This window comes from Thalassolituus maritimus, assembly GCF_900156675.1.
In the GTDB taxonomy this organism is placed as follows: Bacteria; Pseudomonadota; Gammaproteobacteria; order Pseudomonadales; family Oceanobacteraceae; genus Thalassolituus; species Thalassolituus maritimus.
Window position 1 is genome coordinate 162,287 of record NZ_FTOH01000009.1, and the last position, 17,053, is coordinate 179,339.

22 protein-coding genes, 5 tRNA genes and 1 pseudogene are annotated in these 17,053 nt (G+C 47.0%); 14 read left to right on the plus strand and 14 right to left on the minus strand.

Going from position 1 to position 17,053, the window contains the following annotated elements:
• Positions 1-57: 57 nt before the first annotated feature.
• Positions 58-540, plus strand: a complete 483-nt coding sequence (locus BW941_RS14350) for a glutathione peroxidase (RefSeq protein ID WP_076517221.1) — start codon at positions 58-60, stop codon at positions 538-540.
• A gap of 8 nt (positions 541-548) precedes the next feature.
• On the opposite strand, the gene BW941_RS14355 is transcribed toward BW941_RS14350, so the two are convergent.
• Positions 549-1,295, minus strand: a complete 747-nt coding sequence (locus BW941_RS14355; protein ID WP_076517223.1) for a hypothetical protein — start codon at positions 1,293-1,295, stop codon at positions 549-551.
• Between the two features lie 112 nt (positions 1,296-1,407).
• Here BW941_RS14355 and BW941_RS14360 point away from each other — a divergent pair.
• From BW941_RS14360 to BW941_RS14375, 4 genes are all read left to right on the plus strand, one after another.
• A tRNA-Glu gene (locus tag BW941_RS14360) sits at positions 1,408-1,483 on the plus strand.
• Between the two features lie 16 nt (positions 1,484-1,499).
• Positions 1,500-1,575, plus strand: a tRNA-Gly gene (locus BW941_RS14365).
• 133 nt (positions 1,576-1,708) lie between these two features.
• Positions 1,709-1,784: transfer RNA gene (locus BW941_RS14370), tRNA-Glu, on the plus strand.
• Between the two features lie 2 nt (positions 1,785-1,786).
• Positions 1,787-1,862: transfer RNA gene (locus tag BW941_RS14375), tRNA-Gly, on the plus strand.
• A gap of 242 nt (positions 1,863-2,104) precedes the next feature.
• Here the strand turns inward: BW941_RS14375 and BW941_RS14380 are convergent.
• Positions 2,105-2,482 (minus strand): PA2817 family protein, encoded by a 378-nt coding sequence (locus tag BW941_RS14380; RefSeq protein WP_068440847.1) that lies wholly within the window; start codon positions 2,480-2,482, stop codon positions 2,105-2,107.
• A 26-nt stretch (positions 2,483-2,508) separates the two neighbouring features.
• Between BW941_RS14380 and BW941_RS14385 the strand changes: the two genes are divergently transcribed.
• From BW941_RS14385 to queF, 3 genes are read left to right on the plus strand one after another with little or no spacing between them, the layout of a single operon-like run.
• Positions 2,509-3,429 carry an ABC transporter ATP-binding protein gene (locus BW941_RS14385; RefSeq protein WP_068444217.1) on the plus strand — a complete coding sequence of 307 codons (921 nt, stop codon included), beginning with the start codon at positions 2,509-2,511 and terminating at the stop codon, positions 3,427-3,429.
• A complete protein-coding gene (locus BW941_RS14390) occupies positions 3,426-4,202 on the plus strand; it encodes an ABC transporter permease (protein ID WP_076517225.1) in 777 nt (258 codons plus the stop codon). Before BW941_RS14385 ends, BW941_RS14390 begins: the two co-directional genes overlap by 4 nt.
• Positions 4,202-5,029 (plus strand): NADPH-dependent 7-cyano-7-deazaguanine reductase QueF, encoded by an 828-nt coding sequence (gene queF / locus BW941_RS14395; RefSeq protein WP_366371103.1) that lies wholly within the window; start codon positions 4,202-4,204, stop codon positions 5,027-5,029. Before BW941_RS14390 ends, queF begins: the two co-directional genes overlap by 1 nt.
• Here queF and BW941_RS14400 read toward each other — a convergent pair.
• Positions 4,965-6,431, minus strand: a complete 1,467-nt coding sequence (locus BW941_RS14400) for an adenylate/guanylate cyclase domain-containing protein (RefSeq protein ID WP_084189010.1) — start codon at positions 6,429-6,431, stop codon at positions 4,965-4,967. The two genes, queF and BW941_RS14400, sit on opposite strands and share 65 nt — an antisense overlap.
• A gap of 169 nt (positions 6,432-6,600) precedes the next feature.
• Between BW941_RS14400 and BW941_RS14405 the strand changes: the two genes are divergently transcribed.
• The 4 genes and pseudogenes from BW941_RS14405 to BW941_RS14415 all read left to right on the plus strand — a co-directional run bounded on the left by BW941_RS14405 (position 6,601) and on the right by BW941_RS14415 (position 9,197).
• A complete protein-coding gene (locus tag BW941_RS14405) occupies positions 6,601-7,167 on the plus strand; it encodes a nitroreductase family protein (protein ID WP_076517227.1) in 567 nt (188 codons plus the stop codon).
• 177 nt (positions 7,168-7,344) lie between these two features.
• Positions 7,345-7,434, plus strand: a tRNA-Ser gene (locus tag BW941_RS14410).
• Positions 7,435-7,520: 86 nt separating this feature from the next.
• Positions 7,521-7,691: pseudogene (locus BW941_RS18100) on the plus strand (DUF6538 domain-containing protein); the annotation flags it as partial.
• 15 nt (positions 7,692-7,706) lie between these two features.
• Complete coding sequence (locus BW941_RS14415; protein ID WP_139325862.1) at positions 7,707-9,197, plus strand: site-specific integrase; 1,491 nt, start codon at positions 7,707-7,709, stop codon at positions 9,195-9,197.
• A gap of 182 nt (positions 9,198-9,379) precedes the next feature.
• On the opposite strand, the gene BW941_RS14420 is transcribed toward BW941_RS14415, so the two are convergent.
• From BW941_RS14420 to BW941_RS14435, 4 genes are all read right to left on the minus strand, one after another.
• Positions 9,380-9,610 (minus strand): hypothetical protein, encoded by a 231-nt coding sequence (locus tag BW941_RS14420; RefSeq protein ID WP_076517231.1) that lies wholly within the window; start codon positions 9,608-9,610, stop codon positions 9,380-9,382.
• Between the two features lie 44 nt (positions 9,611-9,654).
• A complete protein-coding gene (locus BW941_RS14425) occupies positions 9,655-10,020 on the minus strand; it encodes a hypothetical protein (RefSeq protein WP_076517233.1) in 366 nt (121 codons plus the stop codon).
• Between the two features lie 9 nt (positions 10,021-10,029).
• A complete protein-coding gene (locus tag BW941_RS14430) occupies positions 10,030-10,407 on the minus strand; it encodes a hypothetical protein (protein ID WP_076517235.1) in 378 nt (125 codons plus the stop codon).
• Between the two features lie 99 nt (positions 10,408-10,506).
• Complete coding sequence (locus BW941_RS14435; protein WP_139325863.1) at positions 10,507-11,034, minus strand: hypothetical protein; 528 nt, start codon at positions 11,032-11,034, stop codon at positions 10,507-10,509.
• A 409-nt stretch (positions 11,035-11,443) separates the two neighbouring features.
• Here BW941_RS14435 and BW941_RS14440 point away from each other — a divergent pair, with 409 nt between their 5' ends.
• Positions 11,444-11,992, plus strand: a complete 549-nt coding sequence (locus BW941_RS14440; protein ID WP_076517239.1) for a recombinase family protein — start codon at positions 11,444-11,446, stop codon at positions 11,990-11,992.
• A 61-nt stretch (positions 11,993-12,053) separates the two neighbouring features.
• Here the strand turns inward: BW941_RS14440 and BW941_RS14445 are convergent, their stop codons facing one another.
• The 5 genes from BW941_RS14445 to BW941_RS14465 all read right to left on the minus strand — a co-directional run bounded on the left by BW941_RS14445 (position 12,054) and on the right by BW941_RS14465 (position 14,310).
• A complete protein-coding gene (locus BW941_RS14445) occupies positions 12,054-12,527 on the minus strand; it encodes a macro domain-containing protein (RefSeq protein WP_076517241.1) in 474 nt (157 codons plus the stop codon).
• A complete protein-coding gene (locus BW941_RS14450; RefSeq protein ID WP_076517243.1) occupies positions 12,524-12,805 on the minus strand; it encodes a DUF6881 domain-containing protein in 282 nt (93 codons plus the stop codon). The genes BW941_RS14445 and BW941_RS14450 overlap by 4 nt, the downstream gene beginning before the upstream one ends.
• A gap of 9 nt (positions 12,806-12,814) precedes the next feature.
• On the minus strand, positions 12,815-13,150 hold the full coding sequence (locus BW941_RS14455) for an HYD1 signature containing ADP-ribosyltransferase family protein (RefSeq protein ID WP_076517245.1): 336 nt from the start codon (positions 13,148-13,150) through the stop codon (positions 12,815-12,817).
• A gap of 108 nt (positions 13,151-13,258) precedes the next feature.
• Entirely contained in the window at positions 13,259-13,948 is a 690-nt protein-coding gene (locus tag BW941_RS14460) for a hypothetical protein (RefSeq protein ID WP_076517247.1), read from the minus strand.
• Between the two features lie 11 nt (positions 13,949-13,959).
• Positions 13,960-14,310 carry a hypothetical protein gene (locus tag BW941_RS14465; protein WP_076517252.1) on the minus strand — a complete coding sequence of 117 codons (351 nt, stop codon included), beginning with the start codon at positions 14,308-14,310 and terminating at the stop codon, positions 13,960-13,962.
• A 120-nt stretch (positions 14,311-14,430) separates the two neighbouring features.
• Here BW941_RS14465 and BW941_RS14470 point away from each other — a divergent pair, with 120 nt between their 5' ends.
• Complete coding sequence (locus BW941_RS14470) at positions 14,431-14,742, plus strand: helix-turn-helix domain-containing protein (RefSeq protein WP_281251182.1); 312 nt, start codon at positions 14,431-14,433, stop codon at positions 14,740-14,742.
• Between the two features lie 33 nt (positions 14,743-14,775).
• Here BW941_RS14470 and BW941_RS14475 read toward each other — a convergent pair whose 3' ends face one another.
• Positions 14,776-16,116 (minus strand): DUF6035 family protein, encoded by a 1,341-nt coding sequence (locus tag BW941_RS14475; RefSeq protein WP_076517255.1) that lies wholly within the window; start codon positions 16,114-16,116, stop codon positions 14,776-14,778.
• Between the two features lie 20 nt (positions 16,117-16,136).
• Positions 16,137-17,012 (minus strand): reverse transcriptase family protein, encoded by an 876-nt coding sequence (locus BW941_RS14480; RefSeq protein WP_084189012.1) that lies wholly within the window; start codon positions 17,010-17,012, stop codon positions 16,137-16,139.
• Positions 17,013-17,053 lie beyond the last annotated feature (41 nt).

Genomic DNA, 17,053 nt, shown 5'->3' on the forward strand with positions numbered 1-17,053 from the left:
GGCTGTGAGGGCTGATGTTTACTTTAAGCGCTTTGAAATTAACGGATGGAGTGCCAGATGTCGGTTCTTGATTACACCATGCCCCTGTTGAACGGGAAAGATCAGGATCTCAGCGAATACGCGGGTAAGGTTGTTCTTATCGTAAATACCGCGAGTAAATGTGGCTTTACGCCGCAATACGATGGTCTGGAAACCCTGTATCAGGACTTAAAAGATAAAGGGTTGGTCATTCTTGGTTTCCCCTGTAACCAGTTTGGTAAGCAGGAGCCGGGAAGTGCCGATGATATTGGTGCTTTCTGCCAGAAAAACTACGGTGTGAGCTTTCCGATGTTCAGCAAAATCGACGTGAATGGCAGCGACGCAGCGCCTATTTACGACGAGTTAAAAGCGGCAGCGCCTGGCGTTATGGGAACAAAAGGAATTAAGTGGAACTTCACTAAATTCCTCGTGGGGCGTGATGGAAAGGTGATTGATCGCTACGCGCCGACAACGACGCCAGAGTCTCTGAAGGCCGATATTCTTAAAGCGCTGGAAGCCTGATTCCAGCGTTAATCAAAGGTTTTCTTCTTCCAGGATTTCTCTGCTTCCGCCAGCTCTTCAGCGCCTTCTGCCAATCGGGTGGGGCCAGAGCTGGCTCTATGCTGCTCAAGTTCATCAATGGCCTCAACCAGAGCATCGAGTTCTGTCATCAGATCTTGTGGCAGATCTTTTATATTCCGTATGGTTTTTTCGGCGCGCTTCAGAAAGTGCAGCGCCTGGTTCGGTGCATTCTGCGCCAGTGACTGTTTCGCACGAGCCTGATAGGTGTTGGCGCAGATACGTGCGTTCAGGACGGTCGCTTCTCTTATACGTTCTCGCGCAGATTCTGTGGGAATCACGTGTTCTTTGTGCCCACTTTTTATCAGCTCAAGGTAGTCCATCAGTGAGTCGCGCAATTCTTTTGCTTGCTTAGGTTGTGTCGGGAGCGGAGAGGGAGAGGGGGGCGGCGCATTATTTCGCCACTCTTCAGCCTGGTCTAATGCTTTAGAGGTGCGTGGCGGCATGGTGATGAACTTGGTATTCACCTGTTGTGCGTGGAAATCCGTCAGTTCGGCCAGTGCACGTAGTGCTTCTATTGATAACCATGGGCGCAGGCTGCTACCCACGTTACTGGTCATGTTGATGGAATCGATATGCTCAACAGATTTGCGCATCTGTTCCAGTCGGTACTGATCAAGCCACTTCTTTACCGTCACCACAGCGATGGCAATAATGCCGGTGACGATAGCGACAGCGATCATCGTTGTACTGTCCATTGGACGCTTCCTGGGAATAGGGCTGTTTTCTCAGTATAGGACAAATTTTTTGCTTTACAGGTATTGACGCTTTCCACGAACGTACATAGAATGCGCGCTCCTTGATTGAGACGTCCCCATCGTCTAGAGGCCTAGGACACCGCCCTTTCACGGCGGTAACAGGGGTTCGAATCCCCTTGGGGATGCCATTTTCAAGTGTGAAATGCGGGAATAGCTCAGTTGGTAGAGCACAACCTTGCCAAGGTTGGGGTCGGGAGTTCGAGCCTCCTTTCCCGCTCCAATTTCACACGAAAGTGGCATGACGCTGAATCAGGATCGGTGTTTTGCAATTAGGCAGTTAGCAAACATCTTGTTGAAAAAAGTTCTTGCAAATCAACGAGATGGAGTTAAAATGCAACGCACTTAAACGATGTGTCCCCATCGTCTAGAGGCCTAGGACACCGCCCTTTCACGGCGGTAACAGGGGTTCGAATCCCCTTGGGGATGCCATTGCGGGAATAGCTCAGTTGGTAGAGCACAACCTTGCCAAGGTTGGGGTCGGGAGTTCGAGCCTCCTTTCCCGCTCCAAATTCCAAAAAGCCGGTACAGAGATGTACCGGCTTTTTTATTGTCTGAAATTCAGTCTCACGGGACAAAAAGCATTGGGTGTGTTGCTCGGGTGCCGCAAGGCCAAATCTGTTCCCGACAGATTACGGCATTTCCTCCATCCGTGGAGGTCAGACGCGGCACCCGAGCCTACAAGGAAGTATTTACGGCGTGTCCCTGAGTAATACGCGCATTGCTTAGAGAAATAGGCAGGTCGACCGCCATCAATGCAGGCTACGGCCCGCCGAGCGGTAGTCGTATTCTTTACCCTCGGCTTCAGCCTCTGCTGCCATCTCGTCAAGGTGCTGGAATCGTGTGATTTCTTCATCGCTCAGGAAGTGCATGCATTCACCACCGAAGAACCAGAGCAGTGCGCGGTCTACCGCAGGCATGAGTTGTGGCTGGTGTGTGCCAATTTTGCTGAACAGATCCTGTCCTGCCTCGTAGGCTGAATCCCTGTGTTCTGTGAGCTGATCAATAACGTCACGGAATTGTTGTAGAATGTCGGCATCTATGACCCCTGACTCGTTTGCTGCGGCCTTTTCAATGCGAGAAAGCGTTTCGTTCAGCAGTTCGAGGTGGTATTTCAGTCGGTTATTCATTTTCTATCTCAGAAGGTATTCAGTTTATGGTTGCAGCCCTGGCGGTTGAAAACCTTTCCAAGGTATACGGCAACGGTTTCGAGGCCCTGAAGGGTATCACGCTTGAAGTTGCCAAAGGGGATTTCTTTGCCTTGCTTGGCCCTAATGGTGCCGGTAAGTCGACGACTCTGGGCATCGTGTCTGGTCTGGTTCAGAAGAGCTCTGGCAGTGCCTATGTTATGGGGCACGACGTTAACGGTGATGCCTTTCAGGCGCGTCGCTCCCTGGGGGTTGTGCCTCAGGAGTTTAACTTCAATCAGTTCGAGAAAGTCTACGACATCGTTGTGACTCAGGCCGGTTATTTCGGGCTGAAACCATCGGAAGCTCGTGCAAACGCCGAAGAACTGCTGAAAGCTCTGGACCTTTGGGAGAAGCGGGATACGCCGTCACGCATGCTCTCTGGTGGTATGAAACGTCGTCTGATGATTGCGCGTGCGCTGGTGCACAAGCCGGACGTGCTGATTCTTGATGAGCCGACTGCCGGTGTTGATATTGAACTGCGCCGCTCTATGTGGGAGTTCATGGAAGACCTCAATAAAAAGGGGACAACCATTATCCTGACGACACACTATCTCGAAGAAGCAGAGCAGTTGTGCCGGAATATCGCGATTATTAATAAAGGTGAAATCGTTCAGTGCACCAGCAAACGTGAACTGTTGAGCCAGTTGACGACTGAAACCTTTGTTTTTGATCTGTGCGAGTCTTTACCCGATGGTTTTTCTCTGGAAGGGTTTGAGTTTTCTTCACCGGCTGATGAGACGCTCGAAGTTACGGTTGAGAAAGGGCAGAGCATTAACCGGATATTTACCATGCTCACAGAAAAAGGCCTTGAGGTCCGCAGCATGAGAACCAAGTCTAACCGCCTTGAGGAGTTGTTTGTGAACCTGGTACGGGAGAGTAATTCATGAGCCCGATGCGCGTTCAGTGGGTTGCATTCCAGACGATTGTGACCAAAGAAGTCCGTCGTTTTATGAGAATCTGGCAGCAGACGTTATTGCCGCCAGCGATCACAATGACGTTGTATTTTATTATTTTCGGCAATCTGATTGGCAGCCGGATCGGTGAGATGGGCGGTGTTGATTACATGGCCTATATCGTACCTGGCCTGATCATGATGAGTGTCATCACCAATGCTTATGGCAACGTTTCTTCGTCTTTCTTCAGTAATAAATTCCAGCGAAGCATTGAAGAAATGATGGTCGCACCTGTGTATCCGGTAACCATTCTACTCGGATTTGTTGCCGGTGGTGTGGCGCGAGGCGTGGCGACGGGGGTGATTGTTACTCTGCTGTCGCTGTACTTTACGGATCTTCAGGTGCATCACGTCGGAGTCATGGTCGGTGTTGTTCTTTTGTCGGCGATTCTGTTTTCGTTGGGCGGTTTTATTAACGCGGTTTTTGCGACCAAGTTTGATGATATCGCGATCGTTCCTACTTTTATTATTACGCCACTGACCTACCTCGGCGGTGTATTTTATTCCATCAGTCTGCTTCCTGATTTCTGGCAGGATGTATCCAAGCTGAACCCGATTCTCTACATGGTTAATACCTTCCGCTACGGAGTGTTGGGTGTGACGGATATTGATGTTTACGTCGCCTTTGGGATGCTGGTTTTGTTTATTTTTATTTTGGGTAGTTACAGCATCTGGTTGCTGCGACGCGGCACAGGCATGAGGCAATAATGATGGGATCAGTACACAGCGAGACCAACCCGCTTGGCAAAACATCCGAATATCCTGAGCAGTACGATGCAGGGTTGTTGTTTCCTATTGATCGCAATGAAAGCTGGAAAGCATCAGGCGATGACCGTTCTGCGATTACCTTTTATGGCGTTGATATCTGGAATGGCTACGAGGTGTCATGGCTAACACCTAACGGAAAACCCGTCGTTTGCGTTGCGGAATTTCGAGTCCCTTCTGGTAGCCCGTTCCTTGTGGAGTCGAAGTCGTTCAAGTTGTACCTCAACTCTTTTAACCAGACCCGATTTGAAAATGAGTCTGATGTTAAAGCGGTGATGGAGCGGGACTTGTCTCTCGCTGCTGGAGGAGCAGTAACGGTTGCCTTCCACGGAATGGATTACGCCTATCCCGCCGCTCCTGATGCTTTGTGCATAGACGATGTCGATGTCGATATTTCTTCATACACACCGTCGCCGGAGCTTCTGAAAGTGGTTCCAGACAGTCAGTTCGATGGATGGATCTGCAGCCACTTACTTAAATCAAATTGCCCAGTGACTGGTCAGCCGGACTGGGGCTCAGTGTATATTCAGTACAAGGGGCAGGAGATTGATAAAGCGTCTTTGCTAGCGTACCTGGTTTCTTTGCGGCAGCATCAGGATTTTCATGAACAGTGTGTTGAGCGAACATTCCGGGATATACAGCAGCGCTGTACGCCAGAGAGTCTGACGGTGTATGCCCGTTACGTTCGCCGGGGTGGGTTGGATATCAATCCATTCCGGACGACAGAGGAAACTTTCGAAGCGTTGAACTTTCGGTTACAGCGTCAGTAGTAACGTCACTGGCGTCTGCGTTGTGGTTTATTCGCAGACGTCGAGCGGCTTTCTCCAGTGTCTCTGCGGCTTTCAAACGTTCCGCTTCGGTCATCTGATCGCGATCCAGGCGGAGGCTGAAACCTTCCGACTCCTGAATAAACTGACGTTCATTCGAGTCGTCCTGACTGCGGTAGTCGCGCACTTCAAATGTAGGGATTGGGTCCCGGAATCCTTTTACGATGGCATTGCCGCGGCTGCGGCAATCAATCTTATCGCGGATCAGGGTATAGGTATCCTGAGACACCAGAATCTCACCCGGTGTTGCTTCGGTTTCAAGGCGTGAAGCCAGGTTCACTTCCTTTCCAATGATGGTGTAGTCCATCCGGCTCTCGGTACCAAAGTTGCCGACGGTGCAGTAACCGGTACTGATGCCCATACGAATCTGGAGCGGGGCCGAAATGCCTTGATCTGCCCAGCGCTGGCGAAGAACTTCCATATGGTTACGCATTTCAATCGCCATAGAAACACAAGCCAGAGCGTCGCGCTTGGTGCCCTTGGTTTTGGGGTCGCCAAAGAAAATCATTATGCCATCGCCAATAAACTTATCGATGGTGCCACCGTATTTGAGTGCGATGTGCGACATGTCGGTCAGGTAGGTGTTGAGCAGGTCGGTGAACGACTCCGCTTCCATCTGCTCAGACAGGGCAGAAAAACCGACGATGTCAGAAAAGAAAACCACCAGCTTTTTACGCTGAGTTTCGAGGCGAACCTGGCGACGGCCAGAAAAGATAGATTCCCATATCTGCGGCGCCACATACTTCGATACCTGATGAGAGAGCGCCTGAAAGCGTTCAACCTGCCCCTGAAACTTCATCTTTAATCGCATCAGGTCACGTGCCTGGCGGTAACTGTTGTGTGCTGTCAGGGCTAAGTGGAAGCCGACACCGGCTGCCGTCGCGACAAAGACTTCATAAGGAACAGGGGCGGGCTGTGTGTAGCCTGTCAGCAGGTATGCGGCACCGGCACCGGATACCAGTGAAATAATACAGAATGCCCAGGCTGTCAGGCTGCCCACGACGATAAAACTGGTGTTTATCATCACTGCGAAGAGCACAACGATCTCTATCGGGAAGTTGATAAGCCCGAGGAAAATACCGCAAAGAAGAGCATCGCCATGAATCAGAAACTGACGTGTCGTGTATGCTTTACGACGTCGGAATGGCCCGCTCGCGAAATAAACCAGATGAGGGTAAAGCAGTGCGAACATTGCTATACCATCGCTGCTCTCCGGGAAATAACCAAAGTGTATGCCCGTGTAGACACTGACGGCGGCTACCGCGTAACCGAAGATCCGTGCGACATAGTCTTGTTTTGGTAGCGTCGTTTCGTGGAACTGCGCCTGGGCCTGCGAACTCGACATGTAACTTCACCGATTGTTTATTATTATGTGGCGGAGCGGGGCGGAACTAATTACTTTGCCTTAGTCATACTTATATAGACATTCTGACTACACGGCAAGACCCTGACCCATTTGTCACAATACTGCGTAAATACTCACGCATGGCCTGTAATGATACATTGGAGCCCTGATGGACGCAATTAGAGCGATTACCGAGCGGGTGTCGGTGGCACAGCTCACCGGACCTGACATCACTCAAGAGCAAAAAGAGATACTTTTTAAGGCCGCTCTGCGCGCGCCTGACCACGCCTGGATGAGACCAAGCCGTTACCTGACCATTGAAGGTGAGGCGAGAGAAGAGCTGGGTAAGATTTTCTACAAGTACCAGGCTGGCCGTGAAGTCCTTTCGCCGGAGAAGGCCAAAAAGATCAAAAATATGCTGTTGCGAGCGCCTCTGGTGATCGTTGGCATTACACATCTGGAAGAACACCCTAAAGTGCCTCGCGATGAGCAGCTGCTCTCTACGGGAGCGGGCGTGCAAAATATGCTGAACGCCGCCTATGCAATGGGGCTGGGTGCTATCTGGCGCACGGGAGCCATGGCTGAGTGCGAGGGCGTTCGGAAAGCATTGGGCCTGAATCGTGATGATGTCATTACAGCCTTCCTGTATGTTGGCCACATCAATACGACACCTAAACCAGTACCTGACGTCGAGCTGTCAGAGTATGTGACTGCGTGGACGGGCGAAACCAGTTAAAAAACAAGGCATTAGCCTATAAAGGTTGACCTCACACTGTGCCATGCGTATAGTGCGCGGCGCTGGTGAGGCGTCCTGGTGACGACTCGCAGAGAACGTCGGAGTTTACGACGACGGTAACTAGCACGGCAGCGTGCGACTTACAGCCCCTGTGAACGGGGTAACGTAGGCAAACAAGGTGAGGTGTCCGAGTGGCTGAAGGAGCACGCCTGGAAAGCGTGTATAGGTTTATCCCTATCGAGGGTTCGAATCCCTCCCTCACCGCCATTATTCTTGCAACCCTTTGATTTAAAAGGGTTTCTTTGTTTCGAAAATCCCCGCTTTCGCCATGGTGCATACAAGAGTGCATACACATGGCAGTAAAACCCCCACGTATACCTGTTTACTTAACGACCAATCGGGTCGGAACGTATATTTTTCAGGTTCGAATTCCGAGAAAGATCAGGCAAGATAACCCTGCGATAAAACCGACGCTGTGGCGATCTCTAGGTACAAAAAACCGAGCCGAAGCCCTTCGACGAAGTAAGTGGATGTGGATTATGTTTGACAAGTTGTCCAGTAAGTTCAGTGATCCTGACGTGTTTGGGGTTGCTATGAAGTTACTGAAAGAATACGACACGCACGCTAGAGGGGATTGGAAAACAGAAGTTGAACCTTTTCTTATGGGGCTTGGTGAAGAAAAAAATGAGCTTTTAGAGCGGGCGCTTCTAATTCGAGGGGAGTCAGTGTCGGAAGTACTCAAGTTACAGGAAGATAACCGTCGCCAGCAGGAAACGATTGACTATCACAATACAGGGAAGACCACTCGGACCTATAGTGATGAACAGAATCCAACCATACAGGTCGTGGTGGATCGGTTTATGCGAGACAAGCTCAATGCAGAAGTTGCCGAGTCTTCAGAGAATTGGTATCGGAGCAAGGTAGAGCAGTTTGCCAGTATTCTCGAAGTTCTCAACGAAGGACGTTCCCCGCGTCTTAGTGAGATAACAGGTACGATGCTTAGTTCATATTGCGACGTATTAAAGCGATATCCAAAGAATGCATCAAGTATGCCTAAGACTCGTCATCTTACTCAACGTGAATTGGTCGAGCTGACCGTTGAGTACTCCCGAAAGCAACTGGAAGCTCAGGGCATCCCTGTGATGTCACTATCCACCATAGGTCACTACTTTACAGCCGTTCGTGAATTACTCCGTTATGCGCATGATAAGGCTGATGTTGAATCTGGTGATTTCGAGCTCAGCGAAAAGTTAATCAAGCAAATTAAAGCTCCTGTGCGCCCGAAAGGTCAGGGACGCGGTAGTAAGCCTCGAATAAAATTCAGCCAAGAAGACCTTGTTTCCATGTTCAATACAGGTCGCTATGTTACTGGCACATTCAAACGGAATTCTGAATATTGGATTCCACTTTTGGCAGCATTTGGCGGTCAATCACAAGCTGAGCTTTGCCAGCTCCACGTTTCAGATGTAAAGCAGGATCGTGAAACTGGAATTTGGTATCTTGATATAAATGATCAGGGCGGGACGGATGATCGAAAGGATCCGCACTACAAGGCTCTAAAGGTTGATGTTGATGGGCGTCCCAGAGATGTTCCTATCCACCACAAGTTGATTGAACTGGGCTTCCTTGATTTTGTGGAGCAATGTCGTAAGAACAAGCAGGTACGTCTTTTCCCAGAGGAGCATAGAGGGAAGCAAGCAAATTCTTTTGATCCGTATTCAAAACGATTCAATCGCTGGCGTGAGCGCGAATTGCAAATCCATGTGGACTCCAAAGGGCAAAAGAAAGATTTCCATTCCTATCGCCATACTGTAAGTGGATTGATTATGGGGAAGGGGTGTCATGAGGGAATAGCCAATGACATTGTTGGGCATGGCAGTACGATGCGATCAGAAACTCGAAAAACGTACTCAGATGGTACGTGGCTTGAATTGAAGTCTGAATGGATCAATCGTATTGAATACAATCTGGATTGGTCGAAAGTGGTTAAATGGCAGGAGATTCCTAAATTGGCTCGTGATTTGAATTAATTTTTCCACCATATGAATAGAATCGGTGCAATCATAAGTACCGGTAATCGAATCCAAATTGGCAGGGATTCCCACTCTTCGTCAGTGTTGCAGAAATTATTGAAGTCACTGACGCAGAGCAAGGCTATAGAAGTCCACAAAATTGAAAGAACTACACAAAGCAGGTAAACCAAAAATCGTCCTCATAGATTGGTAAGTGAAAAGAGCCGATTTGCCATCAAAGCTCGCCATTCAACTTGTGCCTCATGATCTGGGATGGCAGCATCCAGACCACCACTGACCGCACCGGCTCCAGCCAACAGCAACGCCAACAATTGCCCCCGACTCAACTCCATGGCATCAGCTAAATCGAGAAAAACCTGACGGTGACCGTCAGCTACATCAGTTATCACAAGATTGGTGTTTAATGGCATATGAACCCCTTTGGTTGAGTTCATTATTTAGATAGGTATCAGGCTCATTCGCTTGTACCCCGTATGAGGCGATCAGCTTCGATGTAAGCGATTTCCCATGAATCACTACTGGTTGCTACTCCTGAAGCAGACAATGGCATTACAGGAGCTGTGGTGCGTCGCACATTTACTTCAGCAATGTAGTCATCGCTCATTGGATTCGTCCCAGAAGCCCTCACACGGGCATCTGAAACAGAATCGTACATGTGGTCATACTCTTCAGGGAAACGGGCAATGTGGATGCGTTTAGCGAGTTCTAGAACCTCAATCTCCACAGCATCTTCACTATCCATACGATCAACATCTGAAGATGAAAGACCGGCACGTTCTTCGTGATGTTTGCGAAGTTCTTCTTTACGAAATCGGTTCATGTTTCTCCTTTACGTGATACGAAACAACAAGGTTGCAGCGTTGTATCGAGTAACCGTTAAAACGTGGATGGTTGCAGTAGTTGGTGATTGGTGAACGTCTATGATTTCCCGAACAGGAGTTAAGTACCGTAGTTCGGTTGACCATCTCTCATGGAAGAAGCGGACACCAGAATCAACGTCGCCATCATGAGTAACTAAGTCGGTCTGAACCATGGCACTTAGATCATCATAATGACGATAAGTACGGGATCGTTGTGTATCGAAAATGCTTCGATCATCAAGCAGTGCAAAATGGATGTCGTAATCGAAACCACTGATTGTGGCTTCAAACTCATGGTGATCACTGGTGAGGTCATGATCAACCATGAAAGATGAGAAGTCGTACATGGTGTTACCTTGGTGATTAGCTTGCCATCTGATCTGCTAACTGCACCGGAAACACCTTCATTATAATTCAATCCAACTGAAGATTGTATGATTTATGACCTAGATGATCCCATCAGGTCCAAGTGTCACCATACGTCCCTCTTTCGCGATATATGCACCAACTCGCCAAAAGTCACTATCACTACCGCCAATCACTTGAAAATCGACACCGTCGGCTTCAAACAAGTTTATCTTCTTAATCTTTTGGTAGAGGGCGTTTTTCATTTTCTTGATGGTCTTGGGTGCTAAACGCGTTGTTATAGCGAGATGTGTATGAGGTTGTTGATTTGCCTGCTTCTCCAAGCAGCCAAATCCAGTCAAACCAGCTTCCTTCTTTTTGAACTTGCGTCCATACAATTCGGCATTAATCCAACGAAGTAGTAAGTTCGCTTTCTGTATAAACAGCTCATCAGAAACCAACCAGTTACCGTGATCTCCTTTCGGTTCCTTCACGGTTAAAGTAAGAAGAACTGTAGGTCGCTTTTGAAAGGATAATTTCGAATAAGCCTGTTTCATCGCTACGCGGTTGTTAAAGGCTGCATCTGAAATTGGTAGTACGGTTCGCTGTGTATTCACTTCAGTCATCATAATGGTCTCACTGTGCATCATTGTTTATGTCTTATTGTTTTAATTACCTTTGTCTAACCATAGCTTCGCCATCAAGACTGGTTTCGTTAGTCAAGTTTGGGATGAGGAATTATCCAAAGCACCGCAGTGGAACCTCTGTCGAAACGACCCCGTGAGAATATTTATCAGAGCAATACTTGAGACTTACACTTCTTTACTAATTGATGTCAGCAAGCAAAGTTTAATCATCCAACAAATCCAGCTTTCCAGTTCCCATCTAAGAACCCGTGTCTTCTAAGGGTGTACCCGTGGGATACAAGGCTAAAAGTGTCGCCTATAAGTTGGTATTCACCTATAATTGACAATTATCCTATAGGTTTATGATCTAAAAGAGACACACAGGCGAATTCACAAACTACAGGTACAGACTATGGAATTCATCTATCGCCGCGTATCCACAACTGATCAGAAAACAGATCGTCAGCTACCGGGGTTTGAAGCCGACCGTGAATATGAAGACAAACTGTCGGGTAAAGACCTAAACCGCCCACAACTTCAAGCTATGGTCACAAACCTTCGTCCCGGTGATGTGGTTCATGTACACGAACTATCTCGTCTCGGTCGAAGTGTTAAAGACCTTCTGGAACTGGTTGAATCAATAGTCACTGCCGGTGCCACCATCCAGTTCCATAAAGAGAACCTTCGGTTCGAACCAAACAAAGAAGACCCCTTTCAGCAGCTCATGTTGAACCTGTTGTCATCTGTCGCACAGTTTGAACGCCAATGCATCCTTCAGCGTCAGCGTGAAGGAATCGCAATCGCCAAGTCAGCTGGGAAGTACAAGGGTAAACAGTCCCGATTCACTGAAGCACAGATTGAACAGATTCAACGGGAGTTTGACGAAGCTAAGAGCAAGTCTGCACTTGCCAAAAGATGGGGGATCAGTCGCGGGTATTTGTACAAGCTTGCTGCGAAATAAACAGACTGGAAGTTACCGGATTGAGCATTCTTAATAACCTCAATCCGGTAACTTCAATGAACTAGAAATCGTACACGTAGACGCCAACGCCCATGGAAACCAAGGTCTGTTCAATGAGTGGTTCAATTTGGTCCCAAGTTCCACCCGCAAGCCCACAGCCGATTCTAGGCATATGAACGGAACATCCTTGGCTAACTGCTAATTCACCAATTTTTTCCAGCCCTTCACGTACAGCGTCATACCTGATAGGTGCAGGTGCGGTCGTATTTCGTGGGGACCGGATGCCGTGTTGCCCAATAATGTTGGCAACAACAACATCATCACCGGCTTCCACAAACTGAACATGTCCTAACTTAGGCGTATCAGAACCTGAAAAGAGCGATTTATACTGCAACTCCGGTTGCTTCCATTTTTTACTGATCGCCAGTACAAAACCGCGTCCCCACTTACCCAAATCGTTGCAAACATGGGCAATAATCACTTTGCCTTCGACTTGAGGGGAAGTTGCATCACCTTGAAGATAATGGATCGTCATTTAGATGTAGCTTCCTGCCACTTTTCATCAAACTGCTTCTGTGTAATGACTCTTGCATCGAATTCTGGATCGCCTGCGATTTCTTCAATCGAAGGCACTGGTACAACGCCTAACTTCGTTGACTTAGTGGCGTTCGACTTATCGGCATATCCATACGATCCATCACGAAACACTTCAACTTTCCGGATTTCATAACGTTCGTTATCAAGTTCACTGTAAAACTCAACAGGACTTCCCTGAGGGCTGCCATGCCACTTGGAGTATATGTACGTTGCCATTGTGACCTCTTAGTTCTTTCCGTGCCCAGTAATACGATTTGAGATGTCGAGTGGTCGTTCATTCGGTACAAGAAGCACGTGCTCTCTTCCCAGTATGACATTCAAATCGGTTACGTTGACATTGATGTGGTGGGTAAACTTACGCCCTTGCCATGGAATGTTTAGGAATATCATGGACAGCTGCCCCGGTCGTTTTGTGCCGGGAATGATGTCACTCAGATACTGCCCATTACCATAACGGGCATCTTTGGGGTTATTAGCCCGTAGTGAGGGGTGTATGTCCTTCGACTCCAGAATACCTCTGTAGCCGGTTTCACTTGTGTAGTGGTAAAGAATCCGCTTCACAATCAAACTCCATTTAGTGTTACGCCAATCGGCGTGAAGCGTAACACTAAGCGGGGTCTTAGTCTTTAGTCACAAATGGACTCGTGACACCTGTGGGCAATCAAACTCTCAGAGTTCAGCGTTGAAGGTCTTTTGGGCTTTGGGAACCTGACGCGCGTCAACCATCACCCCACCGGAATGAACCTTGGTTTCTGTCTTCATCAGGGCAAACGACGTACCGTAGGTGTACATCTCACACTTGATGAATGCTTCATACTCTTCAAACTTATCATCACCCAACTGAAGGTTAGGACGTGGGCTGTAGTCCCAAATGAGGTGTTCAAATCCATTTTGCTTACGGTGAATCGTAGGCTTACCGTGTTTCGCAATCAGACCTGAAACCATATCAGCACGGCGGTCAGTACATTCGTTGATCGTCTTACCAACATTCAGCTGTTGCATATTCCTGACGTAGTAAACCAGATTGTTCTGTGAATGCACTTCGATATAGTCATGACGAACCAAAGCGCCTGCCAGTTTCCTGTCATACAACTTATAACCGCCTTTGCATCCATTCGAGTTGTTTGAACTAGCCGGATGAATCTGATAATCAACGCTCAATTGCCAGTCTGGTGAATTTCTCGGTATATCCAATAGCTTTTCCAGAACAGCTTCACCACCAAAACTAGACGACAGCGTGTCACATGATTGTATGGAATCTGAACCGGGAGTGACGCCACGAACGCTGAAGTCTCTGACATCACCAGCATGGGCGAACGACGTGATAATAAGGGTAACGAGTGCAAACTTGAGTTTCATTGAACACCCCATCACAGGCATGGGCTGGTGAGCAACGGACCAAAGTGTTCGATCTGTTCTGCTTCAGTGAACTTCCGGGAATCCAGATACTGCATGTTGCCCGTATTTCTGGTTTCAGCCATGAAGAAGTTGTGGTCTTCAATCGTCCAGCCGGACATATCAAGGTGGTTTGCTAAACAGTCAATCGCCTGTCCGTATTCAGGCATTGCCTTCAGCATCGCCAGTTCCTGTGGGCTGGATGTTTTGCTTTCGAAGATTGCTCCTAGTAGTGCATCTGCCGACGCCTTTGCTGCATCGTTCTGACCGCAACCCATTAAGACCCATGTGATAGCTACGATGCCCACAGAAAGTCCCTTTTTCATAAGTACTCCTTATTTGACGAATCTGATCAAGACGCCAATACTAAGGATTCCTTAGTATGCGGTCAAATTGCAAACTAAGAGAATCTTAGCCTTGATTCTTTATGAAACAGGGCGCAACCAATCGACACGTTCACCAAGCGGCTAAAGTACATGCGAGAAAAACGGAAGCTATCTCAGAAACAGCTTGGGATAGATGCGGGTATTGATCCTTCAGCGGCAAGCCCCCGTATGAACCAGTATGAAACCGGAAAGCACAGACCTGATCCGAACATGACGGAAAGATTGTGTCAGGTGCTGGGGGTGCCTGTGGCGTACCTGTATTGCGAAGATGATGACCTTGCGCGCGTTGTTGCTAGTTTCGCGAACTTGAATGACAAGGATAAACGCAAGATTCTTTCGATGATTGATCAGATCGAAAGTTTGGAAGGTTGAAGGACTGGCTCTAGTAATTACTGAGCAGTAAAATCAGTTAGACATTATCAACTTTCCTTTCAGCTTCGGCAGAAGCTCCATGAACAATGGGTAATATTTTGAACTTTGTTCGAATTTGGGATCTGTTTTCCAGTTCTTCTTAAAGCGCGCCCTTTTTTCATTCAGCTTTTGATTATGCTTATCGAAAACTATTTCGGTTCTATCGTATACATTGACTGTGTACAAGAAAACCAGCCAATGTTGCGTATGATGTTCCCAAACATAGTTTACAAGCCACGTCCATTTTCCAACTTGGTTTGGAAAGTGGATCTTACCATCCCGTACGGATAATAATGCTTTTATAAATTTCAGAAAGCCCGGACATAAATCATCGTTATCATATAATCCAATAGATATGAGTTTCACTGCGCACTCTCTCCGTGAGGTGTAGCTTGGATCATCCTCTAAGGAGATGGCTTCAAAGATTTTAATGAAATATTGAGCTTCATAGTTTCGCTTGTCATTAAGTGTCTGCTGGTGATTCTCATCGAAGTTTATGAAGTAAGGTTTATAAGTGTAGGGGTCGAACTTTATGATATCGAAAGATACGGGCATTGTTTCCCAGTGATCGGTTATTATTTTACTTTTGAAGTCAAAATATTGCCTTTTAAAATGACCAGTAAGGATTAGTTTTCCTTGGCTGTATGTCATCTCCTTTGATTCTCTATCCACTGACAATGCGTTTGATTTATTGTTGAAGAATACATCTTTTTCTGTTGCTCGTGCTTTATTTGGGTCAAGATTGCTGAATATCCAAAATATAGAAATCCCTTCGTTCTTATAAAAAACCTCTCGGCTAACGATAACGTCCAAAAATGTGGTTGATAGTTGGATTTCAAATACAACTATTTTACCGTTGAACTCAGCGGATATATCAGGCTTCTTCCATCTCTTTGACCAGCCACTACCTTTAATTACATTCTCTACTTTTATATTCTTAAATCGTTCATCTTTTCTCAGCTGTGATGCGATGTAATTTTTTAAATCGAGATGGGGCTTACTCTCTTTTGCGCCATTGTATTTCATGCGGCGCACTTCATCCTTGGTGTATTTGGATTCAGTCTTTATTGGGCAGTCACCAGAATCATGAAGATGTTTGAAGTAGAAGGTATGACCACCACTTGGCGTTCGGTGCGATCTGATAACAACTGGTTGCCCGCATTCACTACACCCGTATAAAAAATTATTATCTTGAATTCGTTCTTCAATTTTCCTTCGTAACTGAAATATGGCTGCTTCACTTACTGCGATTAGAGGTATTGCAGATTCTTCCTTTCCTGTATCAAAATTTATTAATGTCGATATTGTCCGCTTCAACTCTGTTGGATCTTGCATGGTCGGAAATTCCTTTTCCTCTATATTTGAGTTATAAGGTTTCTTGCGCGCTGTTTAAAAGCGGGGTTGATTTGACCAGCTGCATTTAACCTTCCAAGTAGTTCTTCATGGATTGCTTTTAGTTCTTCATCATTGACAGCCGATCTCATTTCATTGAATAGGGTGTAAATTGCCTTGTGATGTTTATTTCTAACATCAATACGGTCAGCCCTGACAATTACACCTGTAATTAGCTTTGCTTCATTACGGCGAAAGAGTCGAGTTTTATCCGGATGAATTATCAGTCCTGCGTCTTGAACTATTCGGGAGACACTTCGTTGAAATAGTTCATTTACAGATTTACCGGAAAACGTTAAGTCGTCTACATAGCTTGACATGGTGACGTCACGTGATTCGCACAGTGTTTGGAGATCGCTATACATCGAATGATTTGCCCAAAAGGATAGGGGCATACTTAATCGGCTTCCTGTAGGAATATGATCTTGATAAGAACATAATTCCGCAAGTATTCCTGCAACATCAGGTGCAGCGTTCATTGTTTTATGAAAAAAATGATATATGGACTTTTTAGAAATAGATGGATAGAAATTTCTAATATCCATTGTTAATACAGGGTGGTCTCCGACGTGTACTTTTGCATTCGTAACGTTTGATCTTCCTTTAACACCAGAATGAACGTAATCGGGCATAGCAACGCGAACGAGTAGGCTTGCTATCCGCGTTTGAACAATGTCCAGTCCTAAGCTGGGCGCTTGTATTTCCCGTTTCTTACCATTCGGCTTTTCAAGGAAGAAAACTCTATAATTTGAGTCGAGAGCAAGCGATTCAAGCTCGCTAATGGACTTGTATGGTTCAATTTCATTGTTAACCGCTATTCCCTCGACAGTTTTATATATAAGGTGAAGCCCGTAGCTAGCGGCAACTAGTTACCGGAGAA

Coding starts and splice junctions, on each gene's coding strand:
- BW941_RS14350 (WP_076517221.1), top strand. CDS start 58: ATGTCGGTTCTTGATTACACCATGCCCCTGTTGAACGGGAAAGATCAG.
- BW941_RS14355 (WP_076517223.1), bottom strand. CDS start 1,295: ATGGACAGTACAACGATGATCGCTGTCGCTATCGTCACCGGCATTATT.
- BW941_RS14380 (WP_068440847.1), bottom strand. CDS start 2,482: ATGAATAACCGACTGAAATACCACCTCGAACTGCTGAACGAAACGCTT.
- BW941_RS14385 (WP_068444217.1), top strand. CDS start 2,509: ATGGTTGCAGCCCTGGCGGTTGAAAACCTTTCCAAGGTATACGGCAAC.
- BW941_RS14390 (WP_076517225.1), top strand. CDS start 3,426: ATGAGCCCGATGCGCGTTCAGTGGGTTGCATTCCAGACGATTGTGACC.
- queF (WP_366371103.1), top strand. CDS start 4,202: ATGATGGGATCAGTACACAGCGAGACCAACCCGCTTGGCAAAACATCC.
- BW941_RS14400 (WP_084189010.1), bottom strand. CDS start 6,431: ATGTCGAGTTCGCAGGCCCAGGCGCAGTTCCACGAAACGACGCTACCA.
- BW941_RS14405 (WP_076517227.1), top strand. CDS start 6,601: ATGGACGCAATTAGAGCGATTACCGAGCGGGTGTCGGTGGCACAGCTC.
- BW941_RS14415 (WP_139325862.1), top strand. CDS start 7,707: ATGTTTGACAAGTTGTCCAGTAAGTTCAGTGATCCTGACGTGTTTGGG.
- BW941_RS14420 (WP_076517231.1), bottom strand. CDS start 9,610: ATGCCATTAAACACCAATCTTGTGATAACTGATGTAGCTGACGGTCAC.
- BW941_RS14425 (WP_076517233.1), bottom strand. CDS start 10,020: ATGAACCGATTTCGTAAAGAAGAACTTCGCAAACATCACGAAGAACGT.
- BW941_RS14430 (WP_076517235.1), bottom strand. CDS start 10,407: ATGTACGACTTCTCATCTTTCATGGTTGATCATGACCTCACCAGTGAT.
- BW941_RS14435 (WP_139325863.1), bottom strand. CDS start 11,034: ATGATGACTGAAGTGAATACACAGCGAACCGTACTACCAATTTCAGAT.
- BW941_RS14440 (WP_076517239.1), top strand. CDS start 11,444: ATGGAATTCATCTATCGCCGCGTATCCACAACTGATCAGAAAACAGAT.
- BW941_RS14445 (WP_076517241.1), bottom strand. CDS start 12,527: ATGACGATCCATTATCTTCAAGGTGATGCAACTTCCCCTCAAGTCGAA.
- BW941_RS14450 (WP_076517243.1), bottom strand. CDS start 12,805: ATGGCAACGTACATATACTCCAAGTGGCATGGCAGCCCTCAGGGAAGT.
- BW941_RS14460 (WP_076517247.1), bottom strand. CDS start 13,948: ATGAAACTCAAGTTTGCACTCGTTACCCTTATTATCACGTCGTTCGCC.
- BW941_RS14465 (WP_076517252.1), bottom strand. CDS start 14,310: ATGAAAAAGGGACTTTCTGTGGGCATCGTAGCTATCACATGGGTCTTA.
- BW941_RS14475 (WP_076517255.1), bottom strand. CDS start 16,116: ATGCAAGATCCAACAGAGTTGAAGCGGACAATATCGACATTAATAAAT.